Genomic DNA, 17,407 nt, shown 5'->3' on the forward strand with positions numbered 1-17,407 from the left:
CCCGGCCATGCGCCGAGGCCCTTGCTGACCGCCGCCCTGTCCTCGTGACAGCGCGGCGGTTTTTTCTTGCCCGCGTGCTCGGCACGCGACTTGCAACCTGCCTGTAACCGTTGTGGGGCATGGCCTGCGGCCGGAAACGGGCCGCCGAACCCCCGCGCACTTATATAATCCACAGCAAATTCCGGGCATCACGACACCATGATGATGACAACCTGCCGCGCGGCGATGCTGCGCCACGCACAGCCGCTGTCACGTGCCTGATCTCAACGTTGCTGCCACAACAATCCGAGCCGCCTCAGTGACATTACAACTTCCCCCCAGGCTGGCGCTTGCCCACATCACCAAGCGCTATCCCGGCGTGACCGCCAATGACGACGTGAGCCTCTCCGTCGCCCCCGGCGAGATCCACGCTGTTCTTGGCGAGAACGGCGCCGGCAAATCCACCCTCATGAAGATCATCTTCGGCGCGGTCCGTCCGGACGCCGGCGAGGTGCACTTCAACGGGGCGCCGGTCGCCATCGCCAGCCCGCACGACGCCCGCAACCTGGGCATCGCCATGGTCTTCCAGCATTTCTCGCTGTTCGACACGCTGACCGTGACCGAGAACATCGCCCTCGGCCTGCCGCCGAAGGAAGTCGGCGGGATGAAGCAACTGGCCGAACGCATCCGCGACACGGCGGCGCGCTACGGCCTGCCGCTGGAACCGAACCGCCACGTGCACACGCTGTCCGTGGGCGAGCGCCAGCGCGTGGAGATCGTCCGCGCGCTGCTGGCCCGGCCGCAACTGCTGATCCTGGACGAGCCCACCTCGGTGCTGACCCCGCAGGCTGTGGAGACGCTGTTCGTCACGCTGCGCCAGCTGGCCGAGGAAGGCACCAGCATCCTCTATATCAGTCACAAGCTCGACGAGATCCGCGCGCTGTGCCATCACGCCACCGTGATGCGGATGGGCCGGGTGACGGGCGTCTGCGACCCGCGCGCGGAAAGCGCGACGTCGCTGTCGCGGCTGATGATCGGCGGCGAGCCGCCGCGCGAGGCCCGCGTGACCACCGAGCGCGGGCCGGTGCGGCTGGCCGTGCGCGACCTCTCGGTGCCGCGCGCCCACGCCTTCGCCACTGAATTGCAACAGATTGCGCTCGATGTGCATGCCGGCGAGATCGTCGGCATCCCCGGGGTGTCCGGCAACGGCCAGCAGGAACTGCTGGCGGCGCTCTCCGGCGAGGACCCGCGTGGCGCGGCGGGCAGCGTGCAGATCGACCAGCAACCGGTGGGCCGGCTCGACGCCGCCGCGCGCCGCCGCGTAGGGCTCGCCTTCGTGCCCGAGGAACGGCTAGGCCGGGGCGCGGTGCCGGGCATGAGCCTGTCGGCCAATACCCTGCTGTCGCGCCAGACGCCGCCCTATGTGCGCGGCGGCATGGTGTCGCCGAAGGCGGCCGAGGGGCTGGCGGCCGGCATCATCAGCCGCTTCCGCGTCAAGGCCAGCGGGCCGGCGGCGCTGGCGCGCAGCCTGTCGGGCGGCAATCTCCAGAAATTCATCGTAGGACGCGAGATCGAAAGTAGTCCGAAAGTGCTGATCGTGGCGCAACCGACCTGGGGCGTGGACGTAGGCGCCGCCGCACAGATCCACAACGAAATCCTCGCGCTCAAGGCCACCGGCTGCGCCGTGCTGGTGGTGTCCGAGGAACTCGACGAGCTGTTCGGCCTGTGCGACCGGCTCCATGTGATGGCCAAGGGACACCTGTCGCCGTCGATTCCGGTGGAATCGGCCTCGCGCGAGCAGGTCGGCCTGTGGATGAGCGGCTTATGGGAGGGCGGGCCGGCCAGCGAACGGCCGCACGCCACCACGGAGGGGGCTAGCCATGGCTGATCTCCGCTCCCCGCTGACGCTGGCGCCGCGCGGCGCCCCGTCGCGCCCGATGGCCTACGCCTCGCCGCTATTCGCGCTGGTGCTGACGCTGCTGTTCGGCGCGCTGCTGTTCCTGGTGCTCGGCAAGGACCCCGTGGCCGCGCTCAAGGTGTTTTTGGTCGATCCGCTGAAAGACAAGCGCGCGATTGGCGAAGTGCTGCTCAAGACCGTACCGCTGGTGCTCTGCGCGCTGGGGCTGTCGGTCTGCTACCGGGCCAATGTCTGGAATATCGGCGCGGACGGGCAACTGATCCTCGGCGGCATCTTCGCCGGGGCCGCCGTGCTCTATTTCGACACACCGGGCCACACCATTTCCGGGCCGGCGGTGCTGGTCATCGCCGGGCTGGCCGGCATCGTTGGCGGCATGGCCTGGGCGGCCATCACGGCGCTGCTCAAGGACCGCTTCAACGCCAACGAGATCCTGGTCTCGCTGATGCTGACCTACATCGCCCAGCAGTTGCTGCTGTGGGTGGTCAACGGGCCGCTGAAGGACCCGGCGGGGATGAATTTCCCGCAGTCGAAGGTGTTTTCGTCCGAGTTCCTGCTGCCGAACCTGCTGTCCGGCTCGCGGCTGCACGTGGGCTTCCTGGTCATGCTGGTGCTGGTGGCGGCGATGACGGTGTTCGTCTTCCGCAGCTTTGCCGGCTTCCGGCTCCAGGTGGGCGGCACCGCCCCGCTGGCGGCGCGCTACGCGGGGTTCTCGTCGCGCAAGGCGCTGTGGAGTGCGCTGATGATCTCGGGCGGCACCGCCGGGCTGGCGGGCGCGTTCGAGGTGACGGGGCCGATCGGACAGCTGCTGCCGTCGATCTCGCCCGGCTACGGCTTCACGGCCATCATCGTCGCCTTTGTGGGGCGGCTGCATCCGGTGGGCGCCGTGTTCGGCGGCATCGTCATGTCGCTCTTCTATATAGGCGGCGAGATGGCGCAGTCGCGGCTGGGGCTGCCCTCGGCCATCGGCTGGGTGTTCCAGGGCATGCTGCTGTTCTTCCTGCTGGCGTGCGACACGCTGATCGACAACCGGCTGCGCTGGCGCGCCCGGGCCGCCTGAACCGGAGCCGATAACAATATGGAACAACTCGCTCCCCTGATCGCCACGGCGATCAACGCCGGCACCCCGCTGCTGCTGGCCGCGCTGGGCCTGCTCGTCAACGAGCGCGCCGGCGTGCTCAACCTCGGCGCCGAAGGCATGATGCTGGTGGCCGCCGCGTTCGGCTTCATGGTCGGCTACCAAACCCAGTCGCCGATGCTCGGCTTCGCGGCTGGCGCGCTGGCCGGCATGCTGATGGCTTCGCTGTTCTCGTGGCTGGCGCTGGTGCTGGCCACCAACCAGGTGGCCACGGGCCTGGCGCTGTCGATCTTCGGCACAGGCCTGTCGGCCTTCATGGCGCAGCGCTTCGTCGGCTACGCCATGCCCGCGCAGGCCAAGTCGGTGCCGTTCCTGGCCGACCTCCCGTTTGTCGGGCCGGCCTTCTTCCAGCATCACTGGATGGTGTATTTCAGCATTCTGCTATGTGCCGCGATCACCTGGTTCCTGTTCCGCACACGAGCCGGGCTGACGCTGCGCGCGATCGGCGAGTCCCCGGAGTCCGCCCATGCACTGGGCTACCCGGTGCGCTGGATCCGCTTCGGCGCGCTGCTGTTCGGCGGCGCCTGCTGCGGGTTGGCGGGCGCCTACCTGTCGCTGGTCTATACGCCGATGTGGGTGGAGAACCTCGTCTCGGGCCGGGGCTGGATCGCGCTGGCGCTGACCACCTTCGCCACGTGGCGTCCGGGCCGGGTGCTGGTGGGTGCGTGGCTGTTCGGCGGCGTGACCATCCTCCAGTTCTATTTGCAGGGCATTGGCGTGTCGGTGCCGTCGCAGGTGCTGTCGATGTTGCCGTACGCGGCCACCATCGTCGTGCTGGCGCTGATTTCGCGGAACCCGGCGTGGATCCGGCTCAATATGCCGGCCTCGCTGGGCAAGCCGTTCCGCCCGGGCAATGCCTGATGTTTCCGTTTTTTCGAGCCAACCAGTAGTCAAAACCAAACGCATCACAAGACGTTTTTCAAGGAGAGATCGATGATCGTGTCACGCAGGACCACCCTGGCAGCCCTGGCCGCCACCGCCGTACTGGCCCTGGCCGGCTGCGGCAAGAAAGAGGCCGACAAGCCGGCCGAGACGGCAGGCCCGGCCTCCGCGCCGGCAGCCGCCGCCAGCGAACCGCTCAAGGTGGCGTTCGTCTACATCGGCCCGGTGGGCGACGCCGGCTGGACCTTCGCCCATGACACCGGTCGCAAGGCGGTGGAAGCCAAGTTCGGCGACAAGGTGAAGACCTCGTTCGTCGAGAACGTGCCCGAGTCCGCCGCGGACGCCGAGCGCGTGTTCCGCGACCTGGCCAGCCAGGGCAACAAGCTGATCTTCGGCACCACGTTCGGCTATCAGGAATCGATGCTGAAGGTGGCCAAGGAATTCCCGGACGTGAAGTTCGAGCACGCCACCGGCTTCAAGACCGCCGACAACCTCGCCCAGTACGACGTACGCACCTATGAAGGCGCCTACCTGGCTGGCGTGGTGGCCGGCAAGATGAGCAAGTCGGGCAAGATGGGCGTGGTGGCGTCGGTGCCGATTCCCGAGGTCATCCGCAACATCGACTCGTTCGCGCTCGGCGCGCGTAGCGTGAACCCCAAGGCCACCGTCAAGGTGGTGTGGGTGAACAAGTGGTTCGATCCGGGCAAGGAGCGCGAGGCCGCCACCACCCTGATCGGCCAGGGCGTGGACATGCTGATGCAGAACACCGACTCCGCCGCCGTCGTCCAGACCGCGCAGGAGAAGGGCGTCTACGCGTTCGGCTGGGACAGCGACATGAGCAAGTTCGGCGAAAAGGCCCACCTGGCCGCCTCCGTCATTAGCTGGGGCGTCTACTACAACAAGGTGGTGGAAGACGTGCTGAACAAGCAGTGGAAGAACAGCACCACGTGGTGGGGCCTCAAGGAAGGCATGATCGACCTGAAGGGTTTCAACGCCGTGGTGCCGGATGACGTGAAGGCGCTGGTCGAGGAACGCAAGAAGGGGGTGATCGACGGCACCGCCCCGATCTGGAAGGGTCCGCTCAAGGACAACGCCGGCAAGGAACAGCTGGCCAAGGATCAGGTCGCCGACGACAAGTTCCTGCACGACATCAAGTTCTACGTGGAAGGCGTGGAAGGCAACGTGCCGGGCTGATCGCCGGTTTCAGGCCTGACTGACCGCCCCTCCGTCCGCTGCCTCGGGCGGAGGGGAACTTGAATCCCCCTGCATCGGCCCAAGTTATCCCTGCATGCGCACTGGCTGCGCGTGTTGCGCGTGTTGCGTGTGGATAAGGAGGCCCATATGTGGAAGCGAATTTCGGCCCTGTGGACGCTGGTGCGCCGCGACGGCCGCCTGCTCTGGTTCGCGCTGCGTCATCCCGACGCGCCCGCGTGGCTCAAACCCGCCGCGCTGGGGCTGGTGTTCTACGCCATCTCCCCGATCGACCTGATTCCCGATTTCATCGCCGGGCTCGGCATTGTCGATGACGTGGTGCTGATTCCGCTGGCCGTCCACCTGATCCTGAAGCGGCTGCCGCCGCACATCCTGCGGCAGGCGACGATGCGCGCCACCGCGACCACGATCCGGCCGCGCTGACGGCAACGTCTGTCCCGACTCAAGCCGCCGGCGTTCCGGCGGCTTTTTCGTCTTCGAAGCAGTGCCGCGCGAGTTCCACCAGCAGCAGTTCGGCCGTGGCGAGGTTGGTCGCGCACGGCACATTGTGGACATCGCACGCCCGGACCAGCGCGTTGATGTCCGGTTCATGCGGCTGCGGGGTCATCGGATCGCGCAGGAAGATCACCGCGGTCACCCGGCCCTCGGCCAGTTGCGCGCCGATCTGGAGATCGCCGCCCCACGGGCCGGACAGCATGCGCTCCACCTCGAGGCCGGTTTCAGCCGCGATGCGCCCACCGGTGGTGCCGGTGGCCAGCAGGTCGCAGCGCGCCAGCATCTCGCGGTGACGGCCGGCAAAGGCGACGATGTCGTCCTTCTTGTGATCGTGGGCGATCAGCGCGATGCGCGGCTTGCCCATCAGAACGTCCCCGGGTACGCGCCGCCGTCCAGCAGCACGTTCTGGCCCGTCATGTAGGCGGCCTGCTTGCTGCACAGGAACGCGCAGGTCGCGCCGAACTCGGCCGGCTCGCCAAAACGGCGCGAGGGGTTGGCGGCGGCGCGCTTGGCGGCCACTTCCTCCACGCTCAGGCCGGCCTTCTTGGCGCCGCCTTCCATCGTCTTGAACAGGCGGTCCGTGTTGAACGGGCCGGGCAGCAGGTTGTTCACGGTCACGCCGTGCTGCGCCACTTCGCGCGCCAGGCCGGCCACGAAGCCGGTCAGGCCCGAGCGTGCGCCGTTGGAGAGACCCAGCACGTCGATCGGTGCCTTGACCGCGCCGCTCGTAATGTTGACGATGCGGCCCCACTTGCGCGCGATCATGCCGTCCACGGTGGCCTTGATCAGCTCGATCGGGGTCAGCATGTTGGCGTCGATGGCGGCGAGCCAGGCGTCGCGGCCCCAGTCGCGGAAATTGCCGGGGGGCGGGCCGCCGGCGTTGTTCACGAGGATGTCGAGGTCGCCGAGCTTGGCCACGGCGTCCAGCGCGAGCTTGCGGCCCTCGGGCGTGGTGATATCCGTGGCCACGGCCAGCACGCGGCGGCCRTATCGGGCACGCAGGTCGGCGGCGGCCTTTTCCAGCGCATCGGCGCCGCGCGCCACGATCACGACGTCCACACCTTCGGCCGCCAGCGCGTCGGCGCACGCAAACCCGAGTCCCTTGCTGGCGCCACACACCAGCGCATGCTTACCGCGCAGTCCGAAATCCATCGCTTGCTCTCCTTCCTTGGTTGCTAAAACCGGGCGCCGGCTCTTGATGCGGCGTCCCGGTTGCTCTCGAAAATATTCAGGCCCGGCGGCTCGACAACAAATACATGCCGCCCAGCACCAGCGTGCTGCCGGCGATCTGCCAGCCCGTGATCGGCTCGCCGAGCAGCCAGAAGGCCAGCAGCAGCGTCGACACCGGGCCGATCATGCCCGCCTGCGACGCCATCGGCGCCCCGATGCGCGCCACCGCGATCATCGTCAACGACACCGGCAGCACGGTACAGAACACCGCATTGATGAGTGACAGCCACATCACCGGGGCCGGCTGCGCCAGCGCCGCCAGCGGACGGCCCAGCGCCACATACTGCACCACGCAGCAGGCCGTGGACACGCACATCGCGTAGGCCACCAGCCGCAGCGAGCCGACGCGCTTGACCAGCTCGCCGCTCAGGATCAGGTACACACCATACGACAAGGCGCTGGCCAGCACCAGCGCGCCGCCAAGCCAGACTTGCGCGCCGCTCACGTCGAGGTCATGGGCGAACACCAGCACGATGCCGGCATAGGCCAGCAGCAGCGACATCCACTGCCGGGCGTGGATCGGCCGATGGAACACCAGCGCGGTGGTCAGCAGCACGAAGGACGGCGTCAGGAACAGGATCAGCCGCTCCAGGCCGGCGGTGATGTACTGCAGGCCGAGGAAATCGAGAAAACTGGACAGGTAATAGCCGATGAAGCCCAGGAAGACCACCCGGCCGCGATCGGCCCAGGACAGCGCCGGCAGCTTGCGTGCCTGCCACCAGCCGATGGCCATGAACAGCGGCACCGCGAACAGCATGCGCAGCGTGATGACCATGACGGCATCGACGCTATATCGGTACATCAGCTTGGCCACGATGGCCTTGGCGGAAAACAGCACGGCGCCGACGGCCGCGACGGCGAGCCCGTAGCGCTGCGGCGCGGGCAGTTCGGCGGGCGTGGACAGGGACTTCTGGGAAGCGGGCACGGGAGACGCAGGGTTCGGATGCCGGCCGCAGTCGCGGGGCGGTGACGCGGGGAAGACGCGGGGCCGGAACGCGTCGATTGTATGTCAAAAGGCGCAAGGCGCGCCGGGGTGCGGCGCGCGGCACCAGCGGCTTTCCCCTACAATGGCCCGCGCCGTCCTGGCGCCCTGTCATATAAAGAAACTAGAGAAATACGGAGACACCGAGCCATGCCCTTCCCGTTCGCCCGCGCCGTCCTTGCCACCGGCGTCCTGTTCGCCGCCGCGGCCACCCCCGCCGGCGCCGCCGATGCCTTCCCCGCCAAGCCGATCCGCTTCGTGGTGCCCTACGCCGCCGGCGGCACCACGGACCTCGTCGCCCGCACCGTCGGCCAACGCGTAGCCGAGAAGCTCGGCCAGCCGGTAGTGGTGGAGAACCGCCCCGGCGCAGGCGGCAACATCGGCATGGAAGCCGTGGCCAAGGCGCCTGCCGATGGCTACACCATCGGCTTCGGCGCGATTTCGACGAACGCGCTCAATCCCCACATCTACAAGCACGTGCCGTTCGACCCCCGCAAGGACTTCACGGCGATCAGCCTGCTGGGCACCTCGACCATCGTGCTCGAAGTCAGCGAGAGCCTGCCCGTGAAGACCGTGCCGGAGCTGATTGCCTATGCCAAGGCGCACCCGGGGCTGACTTATGCCACGGCGGGGACCGGCACGTCGATGCATCTGGCCGGCGCGATGTTCTCCCAGATGACCCAGACCGGCCTGACCCACGTGCCTTACAAAGGCAGCAGCCCGGCCATCAACGACCTGCTTGGCGGCCATATCCAGGTGATGTTCGATAACCTGCCCGCCTCGCTGCCCCATATCCAGGCGGGCAAGCTGCGCGCGCTGGCAGTGGCCGGCAAGACCCGCGCGCCGTCGCTGCCCAACGTGCCGACCCTGGCCGAAGCCGGCCTGCCCGGCTACGCCGTGGAGCCGTGGTTCGGCGTCTACGGCCCGGCTAACCTGCCGGCGCCGGTGGTGCAGGCGCTCAACGCGGCCTTCGTGGAGGCGCTGGCCCGCCCCGAGGTGCGCGACAAGCTGCAGCAGGCCGGCTTCAATCCGAAGGGATCGAGCGCGGCCGAACTCCAGACGCTGACGCTGACCGAGTACGAGCGCTTCGGCAAAGTGGCGAAGTCGGCGGCCATCACGGTGGACTAAGGCGGGACGAGATCAAAGGCGGGGCCCGGCGGCCCGGATGGTGGCGGAGATGGCCGCGTGGAGCGGGGCGGCATCCATTACAATCCCGCTGCATCGGGCGCCGCGCCGGCCTTGCCAGGCCCGCGCGCCCACCACCCTCCGCCGAGCCTGCCGCCGCCATGAAACAAGATCCGCGTTTCCCCAATCTGTTCATCCTCAATCACCCGCTGATCCAGCACAAGCTCTCGCACATGCGCGACAGGGACACGTCCACGCGCACGTTCCGCGAGCTGCTGCGCGAGATCACGCTGCTGATGGGCTACGAGATCACGCGCAACCTGCCGCTGACCACGCGCCGCATCGAGACCCCGCTGGTGCCGCTGGAAGCCCCGGTCATCGCCGGCAAGAAGCTGACCATCGTGCCGGTGCTGCGCGCCGGCGTAGGCATGAGCGATGGCCTGGTCGAGCTGATTCCGTCGGCCCGTATCGGCCATATCGGCGTGTACCGAGACGAACAGCATCGCCCGGTGGAGTACCTGGTGCGCCTGCCGGACGTGGAAGACCGCAGCTTCATCCTCTGCGACCCGATGGTCGCCACGGGCTATTCGGCCGCGCACGCGGTTGATGTGCTCAAGCGGCGCGGCGTGAAGGACGAAGCCATCACCTTCGTGGCACTGGTCGCCGCGCCGGAAGGCGTGGAAGTGTTCCAGAAGGCCCACCCGGGCGTGCGGCTATACGTGGCATCGCTGGACAGCCATCTGGACGAGCACGCCTACATCATCCCGGGCCTGGGCGATGCCGGAGACCGGCTGTTCGGCACGAAGAACTGATGTGAATTGTGAGGCGCTTGATGCGCCTCATACGCCTCATGCGCCATATTTAATGAGGATGGGCCGCGCTGAGCGGCCCTACTTCTTTCGCCCGCCGCCGCCCAGCAGGCTGCCCAGCACGCCACGGACCAGTTCCCGGCCGACTTGCGAGGCGAGCGTCCGGCCGGCGGACTTGGCCATCGATTCGAGGATGGAGTCGCCGCGGCCGGTCTTGCCGGTGCCCTTGGTCAGCGAGCCGAAGATTTCGCCGGCCCAGCTGCTACCGCCCTCCTCGGCCTGCGGCTGGGGAGTRCCGGGTTTCTGTGCCTGTGTCTGGCCATTGCCGGCGGTCGCCACGCTACCGCGCAGCTTCTCGTAGGCCGATTCCCGGTCCACGGTCTTCTCGTAGGTGCCGGCCACGAGCGAATTGGCGATCAGGGCCTTGCACTCGTCTGGCGTGGCCGGGCCGATGCGGCTGCCCGGGGGCAGCACCCATGCGCGCTCGGTGACGACTGGCGTCCCCTTGGCGTCCAGGCATGAGACCAACGCCTCGCCCACGCCCAGTTCGCCAATCGCCTGTTCGAGATTGAGCTTCGGATTGGGACGCATGGTCGTGGCGGCCACCTTCACCGCCTTCTGGTCGCGCGGCGTGAACGCGCGCAGCGCGTGCTGCACGCGGTTGCCAAGCTGGCCCAGGACGGTATCGGGAATATCTACGGGGTTCTGCGTCACAAAGTACACGCCGACACCCTTGGACCGCACGAGCCGCACCACCTGTTCGATCTTGTCCAGCAGCGCCTTGGGGGCGTCGTTGAACAGCAGGTGCGCCTCGTCGAAGAAGAAGACCAGCTTGGGCTTGTCGAGGTCACCGGCTTCGGGCAGCCGCTCGAACAGTTCGGACAGCATCCACAGCAGGAAGGTAGCGTACAGCCGGGGCGCATTCATCAGCTTGTCGGCGGCGAGGATGTTGACGACGCCCTGCCCCTTCTCGGTCTGGATGAAGTCCTCCAGGTTCAGCATCGGCTCGCCGAAGAACTTGTCCGCGCCCTGCGACTCCAGCGCGATCAGCCCGCGCTGGATCGCGCCAATGGAAGCCGCCGAGATATTGCCGTACTCGGTGGTGAACTGGCTGGCGTTGTCGCCCACGTGCTGGAGCATCGCGCGCAGGTCCTTGGCATCGAGCAGCAGCAGGCCGTTGGCATCGGCAATGCGGAAGACGAGGTTCAGCACGCCCTGCTGGGTGTCGTTGAGTTCGAGCATCCGCGACAGCAGCAGCGGCCCCATGTGCGAGACCGTCGCGCGCACCGGATGCCCCTTTTCGCCGAAGACATCCCAGAGCGTGGTCGGGCAGGCGCCCCAGACCGGTTCGGGCAGCCCGTGTTCCGCCAGGCGGGCCTTAAGCTTGTCCGATGGCTTGCCGACCTGGGATATGCCTGACAGATCACCTTTGACGTCCGCCATGAACACCGGCACCCCCAGCCGCGAGAAGCCCTGCGCCAACGTCTGCAGCGTGACGGTCTTGCCGGTACCCGTGGCGCCGGTGATGAGACCGTGCCGATTCCCCATCTCGGGCAGCAGGACGAGCTCGCAGTCGGCGTTCTTGGCGATGAGGATGGGGTCGGCCATGATGGTCTCGTGGTGATAGCRGCGGTATCCGGGATCGGAAGGCGGGGGCCGCGTGATAAAATCCTGCGCTGATTATAGCCAGCAAATTGGCACATCCATCACATGGCGTGGCCGCCAGAAGCGCCACCCAGCACGCTGCACCACAGCTATTCCGCCTCGGAGAGAATCATGGCCGGTCACTCAAAATGGGCCAATATCAAACACAAGAAAGCCGCCGCTGACGCCAAGCGGGGCAAGATCTGGACGCGCCTGATCAAGGAAATCACCGTCGCCGCCAAGCTCGGCGGCGGTGATGCCGACTCCAACCCGCGCCTGCGCCTGTCGATCGACAAGGCCATGGACGCGAACATGCCCAAGGACAACATCCAGCGCGCGATCCAGCGCGGCGTGGGTGGCCTGGAAGGCGCGAACTACGAGGAAATCCGCTACGAAGGCTACGGCCTGGCCGGCGCGGCGATCATCGTCGACTGCCTGACCGACAACCGTACCCGTACCGTGGCCGAAGTCCGCCACGCGTTCTCGAAGCACAACGGCAACATGGGCACGGAAGGCTCTGTGGCCTTCATGTTCACCCACTGCGGCCAGTTCCTGTTCGCGCCGGGTACGCCCGAGGACAAGCTGATGGATGCCGCGCTCGAAGCCGGCGCCGATGACGTGCTGACCAACGACGACGGCTCGATCGAAGTGACCTGCCCGCCGAACGACTTTTCGACGGTCAAGTCCGCCCTCGAAGCGGCCGGTTTCAAGGCCGAGCTGGCCGATGTGGTGATGAAGCCGCAGAACGAGGTGAGCTTCACCGGCGACGACGCGGTCAAGATGCAGAAGCTCCTGGACGCCCTGGAAAACCTGGACGACGTACAGGAAGTCTTCACCAACGCGGTGATCGAGGACTAAGTCCTCCGCCGCGCCCCATGGCGGCAGCCCGGCCCCGGCCAGCTGCCGCTTTTCGCATGCGTTTCTTTTCTGGCAGTGGATCATGAAAGTATTGGTTGTCGGTTCGGGCGGACGTGAGCACGCGCTGGCGTGGAAAATGGCCCAGTCCCCCAAGGTGCAAGTGGTGTACGTGGCGCCGGGTAACGGCGGCACGGCGCTCGACAAGCGCCTGCAGAACGTGCCGCTGACCGATCCCGAGGTGCTCGCCGCCTTCGTGGAGCGCGAAGGGGTGGCGTTCACCGTGGTCGGCCCCGAGGCCCCGCTGGCCGCCGGCATCGTCGACGTGTTCCGCGCCCGTGGCCTGCGCATCTTCGGGCCCACCCAGGCCGCCGCCCAGCTGGAGTCCTCCAAGGACTTCGCCAAGGCGTTCATGCATCGCCACAACATCCCCACGGCTGCCTACCAGACGTTTGCCGATGCGGCCGGCGCGCACGCCTATATCGACGCCCAGGGCGCCCCGATAGTGATCAAGGCCGATGGCCTGGCCGCCGGCAAGGGCGTGGTCGTGGCGATGACGCTGGAAGAAGCGCACGACGCCGTCGACATGATGCTGGCCGACAACAAGCTCGGCGATGCCGGCGCGCGCGTGGTCGTCGAGGAATTCCTGGAAGGCGAGGAAGCCAGCTTCATCGTGCTGGTGGACGGCAAGAACGTGCTGGCCCTGGCCACCAGCCAGGACCACAAGCGCCTGCTGGACGCCGATGCCGGCCCCAACACCGGTGGCATGGGCGCTTACTCGCCCGCCCCGGTGGTCACGCCGGCGCTGCACGCCCGCGCGCTGCGCGAGATCATCATGCCGACCGTGCGCGGCATGGAAAAGGATGGCATCACGTACACCGGCTTCCTGTACGCCGGCCTGATGATCGACAAGGACGGCAACCCGAAAACGCTCGAGTTCAACTGCCGCATGGGCGACCCGGAGACGCAGCCGATCATGGCGCGCCTGAAGACCGACCTCGTCGACGTGATGGAAGCGGCCGTGGACGGCAAGCTCGACCAGGTGGAACTAGACTGGGACCGCCGCACCGCGCTAGGCGTGGTGATGGCTGCCTATAACTACCCGGAAGAGCCCCGCAAGGGCGATGCCATCACCGGCATTCCCGCCGAGACGGCCGAGGCCGTGACGTTCCACGCCGGCACCACGCTCAAGGACGGCACCCTGCTGACCTCGGGCGGCCGCGTACTCTGCGTGGTGGGGCTGGCTGACACCGTCAAGGCCGCGCAGCGCGCCGCCTACGCGGCCGTTGAGCAGATCCGCTTCGACGGCGCGCAGTTCCGCACCGACATTGGCTACCGCGCCATCAAGCGCTGATGCGCGCGCCGGACACCCGCGTGCCACGTTCCAAGGCGCGGCGGGAGTCCAGCCGGTACAATCATGACAGCGCCATGACGGCCGCGCCCTCCGGGCGGCGGCCGTCGCGCTACCGGCCCATCCGATTCCGCCCATCATGATCGACTCCCAGGCAGTCCGCGCCTACCTGCTCGGCTTGCAAGACCGCATCACCGACGCCATCGCCGCCGTGGACGGCCAGCCATTCCTGACCGACGAATGGGAAAAGCCGCCGACCGAGCGCCTGCGCGGCAGTGGCCGCACCCGCATCCTGGAAGGCGGCGCCGTGATGGAGCGCGCCGGCGTGGGCTTCTCCCACGTGCGCGGCGACACCCTGCCCCCCTCGGCCAGCGCCAACCGGCCCGAACTGGCCGGGCGCAGCTTCGAGGCCATGGGCGTCTCGCTGGTGTTCCATCCGCGCAATCCGTACGTGCCGACGGTGCACATGAACGTGCGCTGCTTCGTGGCCGTGAAGCCGGATGCGGACCCGGTCTGGTGGTTCGGCGGCGGCATGGACCTGACGCCGTACTACGGCCATGCCGATGACTGCGCGCACTTCCACCGCACCTGCAAGACCGCGCTGGCACCGTTCGGCGACGACCTGTACCCGCGCTTCAAGCAGTGGTGCGACGAGTATTTCTTCCTGCGCCACCGGGGCGAGGCACGCGGCATCGGCGGAGTGTTCTTCGACGATTTCGCCGCGCTGGGCTTCGATCGCAGCTTCGCGATGATGCAATCGGTCGGCGACGCCTTCCTCGACGCCTACCTCCCTATCCTCGAAACCCGCAAGGACACGCCCTACGGCGCGCGCGAGCGCGACTTCCAGGCCTACCGGCGCGGGCGCTATGTGGAATTCAACCTGGTATTCGACCGCGGCACGCTGTTCGGCCTGCAATCGGGCGGCCGCGCCGAATCCATCCTGATGTCGATGCCGCCGCAGGTAACCTGGCGCTACGACTGGCAACCCGAGCCGGGCAGCGCGGAGGCCGCGCTGTACACCGACTTCCTGCCGGCACGCGAGTGGGCCTGACGGCGAGTGTGATGACTGTTCCCGAAGATTCCCGCACCACCGATTCCGCACCGTCCACCGGCCGCCCGTACCGCCTGGGTATCCTGGGCGGCACTTTCGATCCGCCGCATCGCGGCCATGTCTCGCTGGCGCAGCTTTGCATCGACCATCTGGCGCTCGACGAGCTGGTCTGGATTCCGACCGGCGAGTCCTGGCAGAAGGGCGACCATGTGACGCCCGCCGCCGACCGCTTCGCCATGACCGAGCTGGCCGCCGCCACGCTGGACAGCCCGCGCGCCAAGATACGAGTCAGTCGCATGGAGGTGGACCGGGCCGGCCCGAGCTATACCATCGACACGGTGCGCCACCTGCGCGACGAATACGCCCCGGATACCTCCATGGCCTGGCTGATGGGCGCCGACCAATTGCTGCGCCTGCACACCTGGCACGGCTGGGAGGCATTGTTCGAACAAGTGCACCTGTGCATCGCCACCCGCCCCGGTTTCGACCTCGCCGCGCTGGACGGTCCGGTGCTCGCGGCGATGAACCAGCGGCTGGCGGACACGCACCTGATACAATGCACGCCCTCCGGCCGGATGTGGATCGACCAGACCCTTGCCGTCGATCTTTCCTCCACCGGCCTGCGCCAGCGCCTGGCTGAGGGCCAGGCGGCGGATGACCAACTGCCTGCCGGCGTGGCACACTACATCGCGAGTCGCGGGTTATACCGCAATCCCTGACCGGCTCGCCCCTATCCCGAACGAAGCTGAACAAGAAAGACACCATGGATATTCGTAAACTGCAACGCGCCATCGTCGACGGGCTCGAGGATGTCAAAGCGCAGGACATCAAGGTGTTCGACACCACTCACCTGACCGAACTATTCGACCGGGTGGTGATCGCCAGCGGTAGTTCGAACCGCCAGACCAAGGCGCTCGCCGCCTCTGTGCGGGATACGGTGAAGGATGCCGGCGGCCATATCATTGCCGTCGAGGGCCTGGAGACGGGCGAGTGGGTGCTGGTGGACTGCGGCGACGCCGTGGTGCACATCCTCCAGCCGCAACTGCGCCTGTACTACAACCTCGAGGAAATCTGGGGCGACAAGCCGGTGCGCGTGAAGCTGACCGGCGCCAGGAGCCTGGCCAAGGCCAGCGAGCCGATGGACGACGACGAAGCCGAGGCTTCGGCGCCGGCACCGCGCTCGCGCCGTGCCTCGAGCCTGCGCCCGGCGCTGGCCAAGCTGCCGGAAGGCATGAAGGAGCCTTCGCCGCCGATGGGCCACGAGGACACCGATCCGGACGCCATCGCCACGATCCGCAAGCCGGTGCGCAAGACCAGCACCGGCGCCGCCACCAAGACGGCGGCTGCCAAGACGCCGGCCCGCAAGTCCCCGGCCGTGAAGGCGCCGGCCCGCAAGGTGGCGACCAAGACGGCCACCAAGCCGGCGACCAAGACTGCCGCCAAGGCCCCCGCACGCAAGGCGCCGGCCGCCAAGAAGGCTGCGACCAAGACCGCCGCGCCGCGCAAGCGCTCGGCCTGAGTCGACTGCGTCGACTTAAGCCGTTCGCACCGATCCACCCGGTATCGCCAGATCGCCCATGCAACTCGTGATCGTGGCCGTCGGCCACAAGATGCCCGGCTGGATCGAAACCGGCTTCGGCGAGTATGCCAAGCGCATGCCGCCGGAGCTGCGCATCGAACTTCGCGAAGTCAAGCCGGAAGCCCGTTCGTCGAGCAACAACGCCGCCACGGTGATGCAGCGGGAAGCCGCGCGCATCGACGCCGTGCTCGGTTCGCTGTCCAAGCAGTGCCGGATCGTCGCGCTCGATGAACGCGGGCGCGACTTCACCACGGTGCAGCTGGCCGACCAGCTGACCGGCTGGCAGCGCGAAGGCGGCGACGTGGCTTTCCTGATCGGCGGCGCGGACGGGCTCGACCCGGCCCTCAAGGCACGCGCCACCACCCTGATCCGGCTCTCCAGCCTGACGCTGCCCCACGGCATGGTGCGCGTGCTGCTGGCCGAACAGCTCTACCGCGCCTGGTCCGTCACGCAAAACCACCCGTATCACCGGGTCTGAGTTCCCGCCGCCGACGGTTACAATCGCCGCATCGATTTTCCCGATGCGCGCCGTGACCCACGACCTCCTCTACCTCGCCTCCCAAAGCCCGCGCCGCCGCGAACTGCTGACGCAGCTCGGCGTCTCCCATGAACTGCTGCTCGCCGATGACGACGAGGATGCCGAAGCGCTCGAAGCCGTGCTGCCCGGCGAGACGCCCGACGCCTACGTGCAGCGCGTCTGCGCGCTCAAGGCCGAAGCCGCCCTGCGCCGCCGCGAGCGCCGCGCCCTGCCCGACCATCCGATTCTGACCTCCGACACCACGGTATGCCGGGGTGGCGACATCCTGGGCAAGCCGGCCGGCCCGGACGATGCCGCCGCGATGCTGGCCGCGCTCGCCGGCACCACCCACCGCGTGCTGACCGCCGTGACCGTGGTTTCCACGCTCGGCCAGCGCCATGCGCTGTCGATCTCGCACGTCACTTTCCGGCCGATGAACGCCGCCGAGATCGCCCGCTACGTGGCCAGCGGCGAGCCGCTCGGCAAGGCTGGCGCGTACGGCATCCAGGGCCGCGCGGCCGAGTTTGTCGAACGAATCGACGGCAGCTATTCGGGTATCATGGGCTTGCCCTTGTTCGAGACCGCGGCCCTGCTGCGCGAGGCCGGGCTGCGCTTCTGAGCGCCCCGTCCCGCAGCCATCCCG

General features: G+C 67.7%; 18 protein-coding genes. 14 read left to right on the forward strand and 4 right to left on the reverse strand.

The genetic code is table 11. The features are described 5' to 3' along the window. Positions 1–298: 298 nt before the first annotated feature. The 5 genes from AC1DP9_RS06530 (at position 299) to AC1DP9_RS06550 (ending at position 5,549) form a co-directional block, all read left to right on the forward strand. Positions 299–1,867 carry an ABC transporter ATP-binding protein gene (locus AC1DP9_RS06530; RefSeq protein WP_477106883.1) on the forward strand — a complete coding sequence of 523 codons (1,569 nt, stop codon included), beginning with the start codon at positions 299–301 and terminating at the stop codon, positions 1,865–1,867. Then, positions 1,860–2,954 (forward strand): ABC transporter permease, encoded by a 1,095-nt coding sequence (locus tag AC1DP9_RS06535; protein ID WP_092292207.1) that lies wholly within the window; start codon positions 1,860–1,862, stop codon positions 2,952–2,954. Before AC1DP9_RS06530 ends, AC1DP9_RS06535 begins: the two co-directional genes overlap by 8 nt. 18 nt (positions 2,955–2,972) lie before the next feature. Continuing rightward, positions 2,973–3,893 (forward strand): ABC transporter permease, encoded by a 921-nt coding sequence (locus AC1DP9_RS06540; RefSeq protein WP_092292205.1) that lies wholly within the window; start codon positions 2,973–2,975, stop codon positions 3,891–3,893. A 72-nt stretch (positions 3,894–3,965) separates the two neighbouring features. Then, the gene (locus AC1DP9_RS06545; protein ID WP_092292203.1) at positions 3,966–5,108 is read left to right on the forward strand and encodes a BMP family ABC transporter substrate-binding protein; all 1,143 of its coding nucleotides are present in this window, start codon (positions 3,966–3,968) and stop codon (positions 5,106–5,108) included. 147 nt (positions 5,109–5,255) lie between these two features. Beyond that, entirely contained in the window at positions 5,256–5,549 is a 294-nt protein-coding gene (locus AC1DP9_RS06550; protein ID WP_092292201.1) for a YkvA family protein, read from the forward strand. Between the two features lie 19 nt (positions 5,550–5,568). On the opposite strand, the gene AC1DP9_RS06555 is transcribed toward AC1DP9_RS06550, so the two are convergent. The 3 genes from AC1DP9_RS06555 to AC1DP9_RS06565 all read right to left on the reverse strand — a co-directional run bounded on the left by AC1DP9_RS06555 (position 5,569) and on the right by AC1DP9_RS06565 (position 7,737). After that, positions 5,569–5,988, reverse strand: coding sequence for a methylglyoxal synthase (locus tag AC1DP9_RS06555; RefSeq protein WP_092293269.1), 420 nt, complete (start codon positions 5,986–5,988; stop codon positions 5,569–5,571). Then, the gene (locus AC1DP9_RS06560) at positions 5,985–6,773 is read right to left on the reverse strand and encodes an SDR family oxidoreductase (RefSeq protein WP_477106884.1); all 789 of its coding nucleotides are present in this window, start codon (positions 6,771–6,773) and stop codon (positions 5,985–5,987) included. Before AC1DP9_RS06560 ends, AC1DP9_RS06555 begins: the two co-directional genes overlap by 4 nt. 76 nt (positions 6,774–6,849) lie before the next feature. Further along, the gene (locus AC1DP9_RS06565) at positions 6,850–7,737 is read right to left on the reverse strand and encodes a DMT family transporter (protein WP_092293267.1); all 888 of its coding nucleotides are present in this window, start codon (positions 7,735–7,737) and stop codon (positions 6,850–6,852) included. A gap of 246 nt (positions 7,738–7,983) precedes the next feature. Here AC1DP9_RS06565 and AC1DP9_RS06570 point away from each other — a divergent pair, with 246 nt between their 5' ends. Together AC1DP9_RS06570 and upp are read left to right on the forward strand one after the other, a co-directional pair. Beyond that, positions 7,984–8,961 carry a Bug family tripartite tricarboxylate transporter substrate binding protein gene (locus AC1DP9_RS06570; protein ID WP_092292197.1) on the forward strand — a complete coding sequence of 326 codons (978 nt, stop codon included), beginning with the start codon at positions 7,984–7,986 and terminating at the stop codon, positions 8,959–8,961. 158 nt (positions 8,962–9,119) lie between these two features. Then, a complete protein-coding gene (gene upp, locus AC1DP9_RS06575; RefSeq protein ID WP_092292195.1) occupies positions 9,120–9,770 on the forward strand; it encodes a uracil phosphoribosyltransferase in 651 nt (216 codons plus the stop codon). Between the two features lie 78 nt (positions 9,771–9,848). Here upp and AC1DP9_RS06580 read toward each other — a convergent pair whose 3' ends face one another. Continuing rightward, positions 9,849–11,375 carry a helicase HerA-like C-terminal domain-containing protein gene (locus AC1DP9_RS06580; RefSeq protein ID WP_092292193.1) on the reverse strand — a complete coding sequence of 509 codons (1,527 nt, stop codon included), beginning with the start codon at positions 11,373–11,375 and terminating at the stop codon, positions 9,849–9,851. A gap of 168 nt (positions 11,376–11,543) precedes the next feature. Between AC1DP9_RS06580 and AC1DP9_RS06585 the strand changes: the two genes are divergently transcribed. The 7 genes from AC1DP9_RS06585 to AC1DP9_RS06615 all read left to right on the forward strand — a co-directional run bounded on the left by AC1DP9_RS06585 (position 11,544) and on the right by AC1DP9_RS06615 (position 17,383). Then, positions 11,544–12,269: a YebC/PmpR family DNA-binding transcriptional regulator gene (locus AC1DP9_RS06585; RefSeq protein ID WP_092292191.1), complete on the forward strand. Its 726-nt coding sequence runs from the start codon at positions 11,544–11,546 to the stop codon at positions 12,267–12,269. A gap of 82 nt (positions 12,270–12,351) precedes the next feature. Continuing rightward, the gene (gene purD, locus AC1DP9_RS06590; protein WP_092292189.1) at positions 12,352–13,620 is read left to right on the forward strand and encodes a phosphoribosylamine--glycine ligase; all 1,269 of its coding nucleotides are present in this window, start codon (positions 12,352–12,354) and stop codon (positions 13,618–13,620) included. 136 nt (positions 13,621–13,756) lie between these two features. Beyond that, positions 13,757–14,668 carry an oxygen-dependent coproporphyrinogen oxidase gene (gene hemF, locus AC1DP9_RS06595; protein ID WP_250025105.1) on the forward strand — a complete coding sequence of 304 codons (912 nt, stop codon included), beginning with the start codon at positions 13,757–13,759 and terminating at the stop codon, positions 14,666–14,668. Between the two features lie 11 nt (positions 14,669–14,679). Next, positions 14,680–15,387: a nicotinate-nucleotide adenylyltransferase gene (locus AC1DP9_RS06600; protein ID WP_092292185.1), complete on the forward strand. Its 708-nt coding sequence runs from the start codon at positions 14,680–14,682 to the stop codon at positions 15,385–15,387. 44 nt (positions 15,388–15,431) lie between these two features. After that, positions 15,432–16,187 (forward strand): ribosome silencing factor, encoded by a 756-nt coding sequence (rsfS, locus tag AC1DP9_RS06605; RefSeq protein WP_092292183.1) that lies wholly within the window; start codon positions 15,432–15,434, stop codon positions 16,185–16,187. A 58-nt stretch (positions 16,188–16,245) separates the two neighbouring features. Then, entirely contained in the window at positions 16,246–16,725 is a 480-nt protein-coding gene (gene rlmH / locus AC1DP9_RS06610; protein WP_092292181.1) for a 23S rRNA (pseudouridine(1915)-N(3))-methyltransferase RlmH, read from the forward strand. Positions 16,726–16,768: 43 nt separating this feature from the next. Beyond that, positions 16,769–17,383: a Maf family protein gene (locus tag AC1DP9_RS06615; RefSeq protein WP_477106885.1), complete on the forward strand. Its 615-nt coding sequence runs from the start codon at positions 16,769–16,771 to the stop codon at positions 17,381–17,383. The last annotated feature ends 24 nt before the right edge of the window (positions 17,384–17,407 follow it).

It is taken from the genome of Cupriavidus sp. 01L43, assembly GCF_056399925.1.

What these genes read in the sequence shown, in the direction of transcription:
- AC1DP9_RS06550 (WP_092292201.1), top strand. Translation starts at nt 5,256, where the DNA reads ATGTGGAAGCGAATTTCGGCCCTGTGGACGCTGGTGCGCCGCGACGGC.
- AC1DP9_RS06600 (WP_092292185.1), top strand. Translation starts at nt 14,680, where the DNA reads ATGACTGTTCCCGAAGATTCCCGCACCACCGATTCCGCACCGTCCACC.
- rlmH (WP_092292181.1), top strand. Translation starts at nt 16,246, where the DNA reads ATGCAACTCGTGATCGTGGCCGTCGGCCACAAGATGCCCGGCTGGATC.
- AC1DP9_RS06535 (WP_092292207.1), top strand. Translation starts at nt 1,860, where the DNA reads ATGGCTGATCTCCGCTCCCCGCTGACGCTGGCGCCGCGCGGCGCCCCG.
- AC1DP9_RS06615 (WP_477106885.1), top strand. Translation starts at nt 16,769, where the DNA reads ATGCGCGCCGTGACCCACGACCTCCTCTACCTCGCCTCCCAAAGCCCG.
- rsfS (WP_092292183.1), top strand. Translation starts at nt 15,432, where the DNA reads ATGGATATTCGTAAACTGCAACGCGCCATCGTCGACGGGCTCGAGGAT.
- purD (WP_092292189.1), top strand. Translation starts at nt 12,352, where the DNA reads ATGAAAGTATTGGTTGTCGGTTCGGGCGGACGTGAGCACGCGCTGGCG.
- AC1DP9_RS06540 (WP_092292205.1), top strand. Translation starts at nt 2,973, where the DNA reads ATGGAACAACTCGCTCCCCTGATCGCCACGGCGATCAACGCCGGCACC.
- hemF (WP_250025105.1), top strand. Translation starts at nt 13,757, where the DNA reads ATGATCGACTCCCAGGCAGTCCGCGCCTACCTGCTCGGCTTGCAAGAC.
- AC1DP9_RS06570 (WP_092292197.1), top strand. Translation starts at nt 7,984, where the DNA reads ATGCCCTTCCCGTTCGCCCGCGCCGTCCTTGCCACCGGCGTCCTGTTC.
- AC1DP9_RS06585 (WP_092292191.1), top strand. Translation starts at nt 11,544, where the DNA reads ATGGCCGGTCACTCAAAATGGGCCAATATCAAACACAAGAAAGCCGCC.
- AC1DP9_RS06545 (WP_092292203.1), top strand. Translation starts at nt 3,966, where the DNA reads ATGATCGTGTCACGCAGGACCACCCTGGCAGCCCTGGCCGCCACCGCC.
- upp (WP_092292195.1), top strand. Translation starts at nt 9,120, where the DNA reads ATGAAACAAGATCCGCGTTTCCCCAATCTGTTCATCCTCAATCACCCG.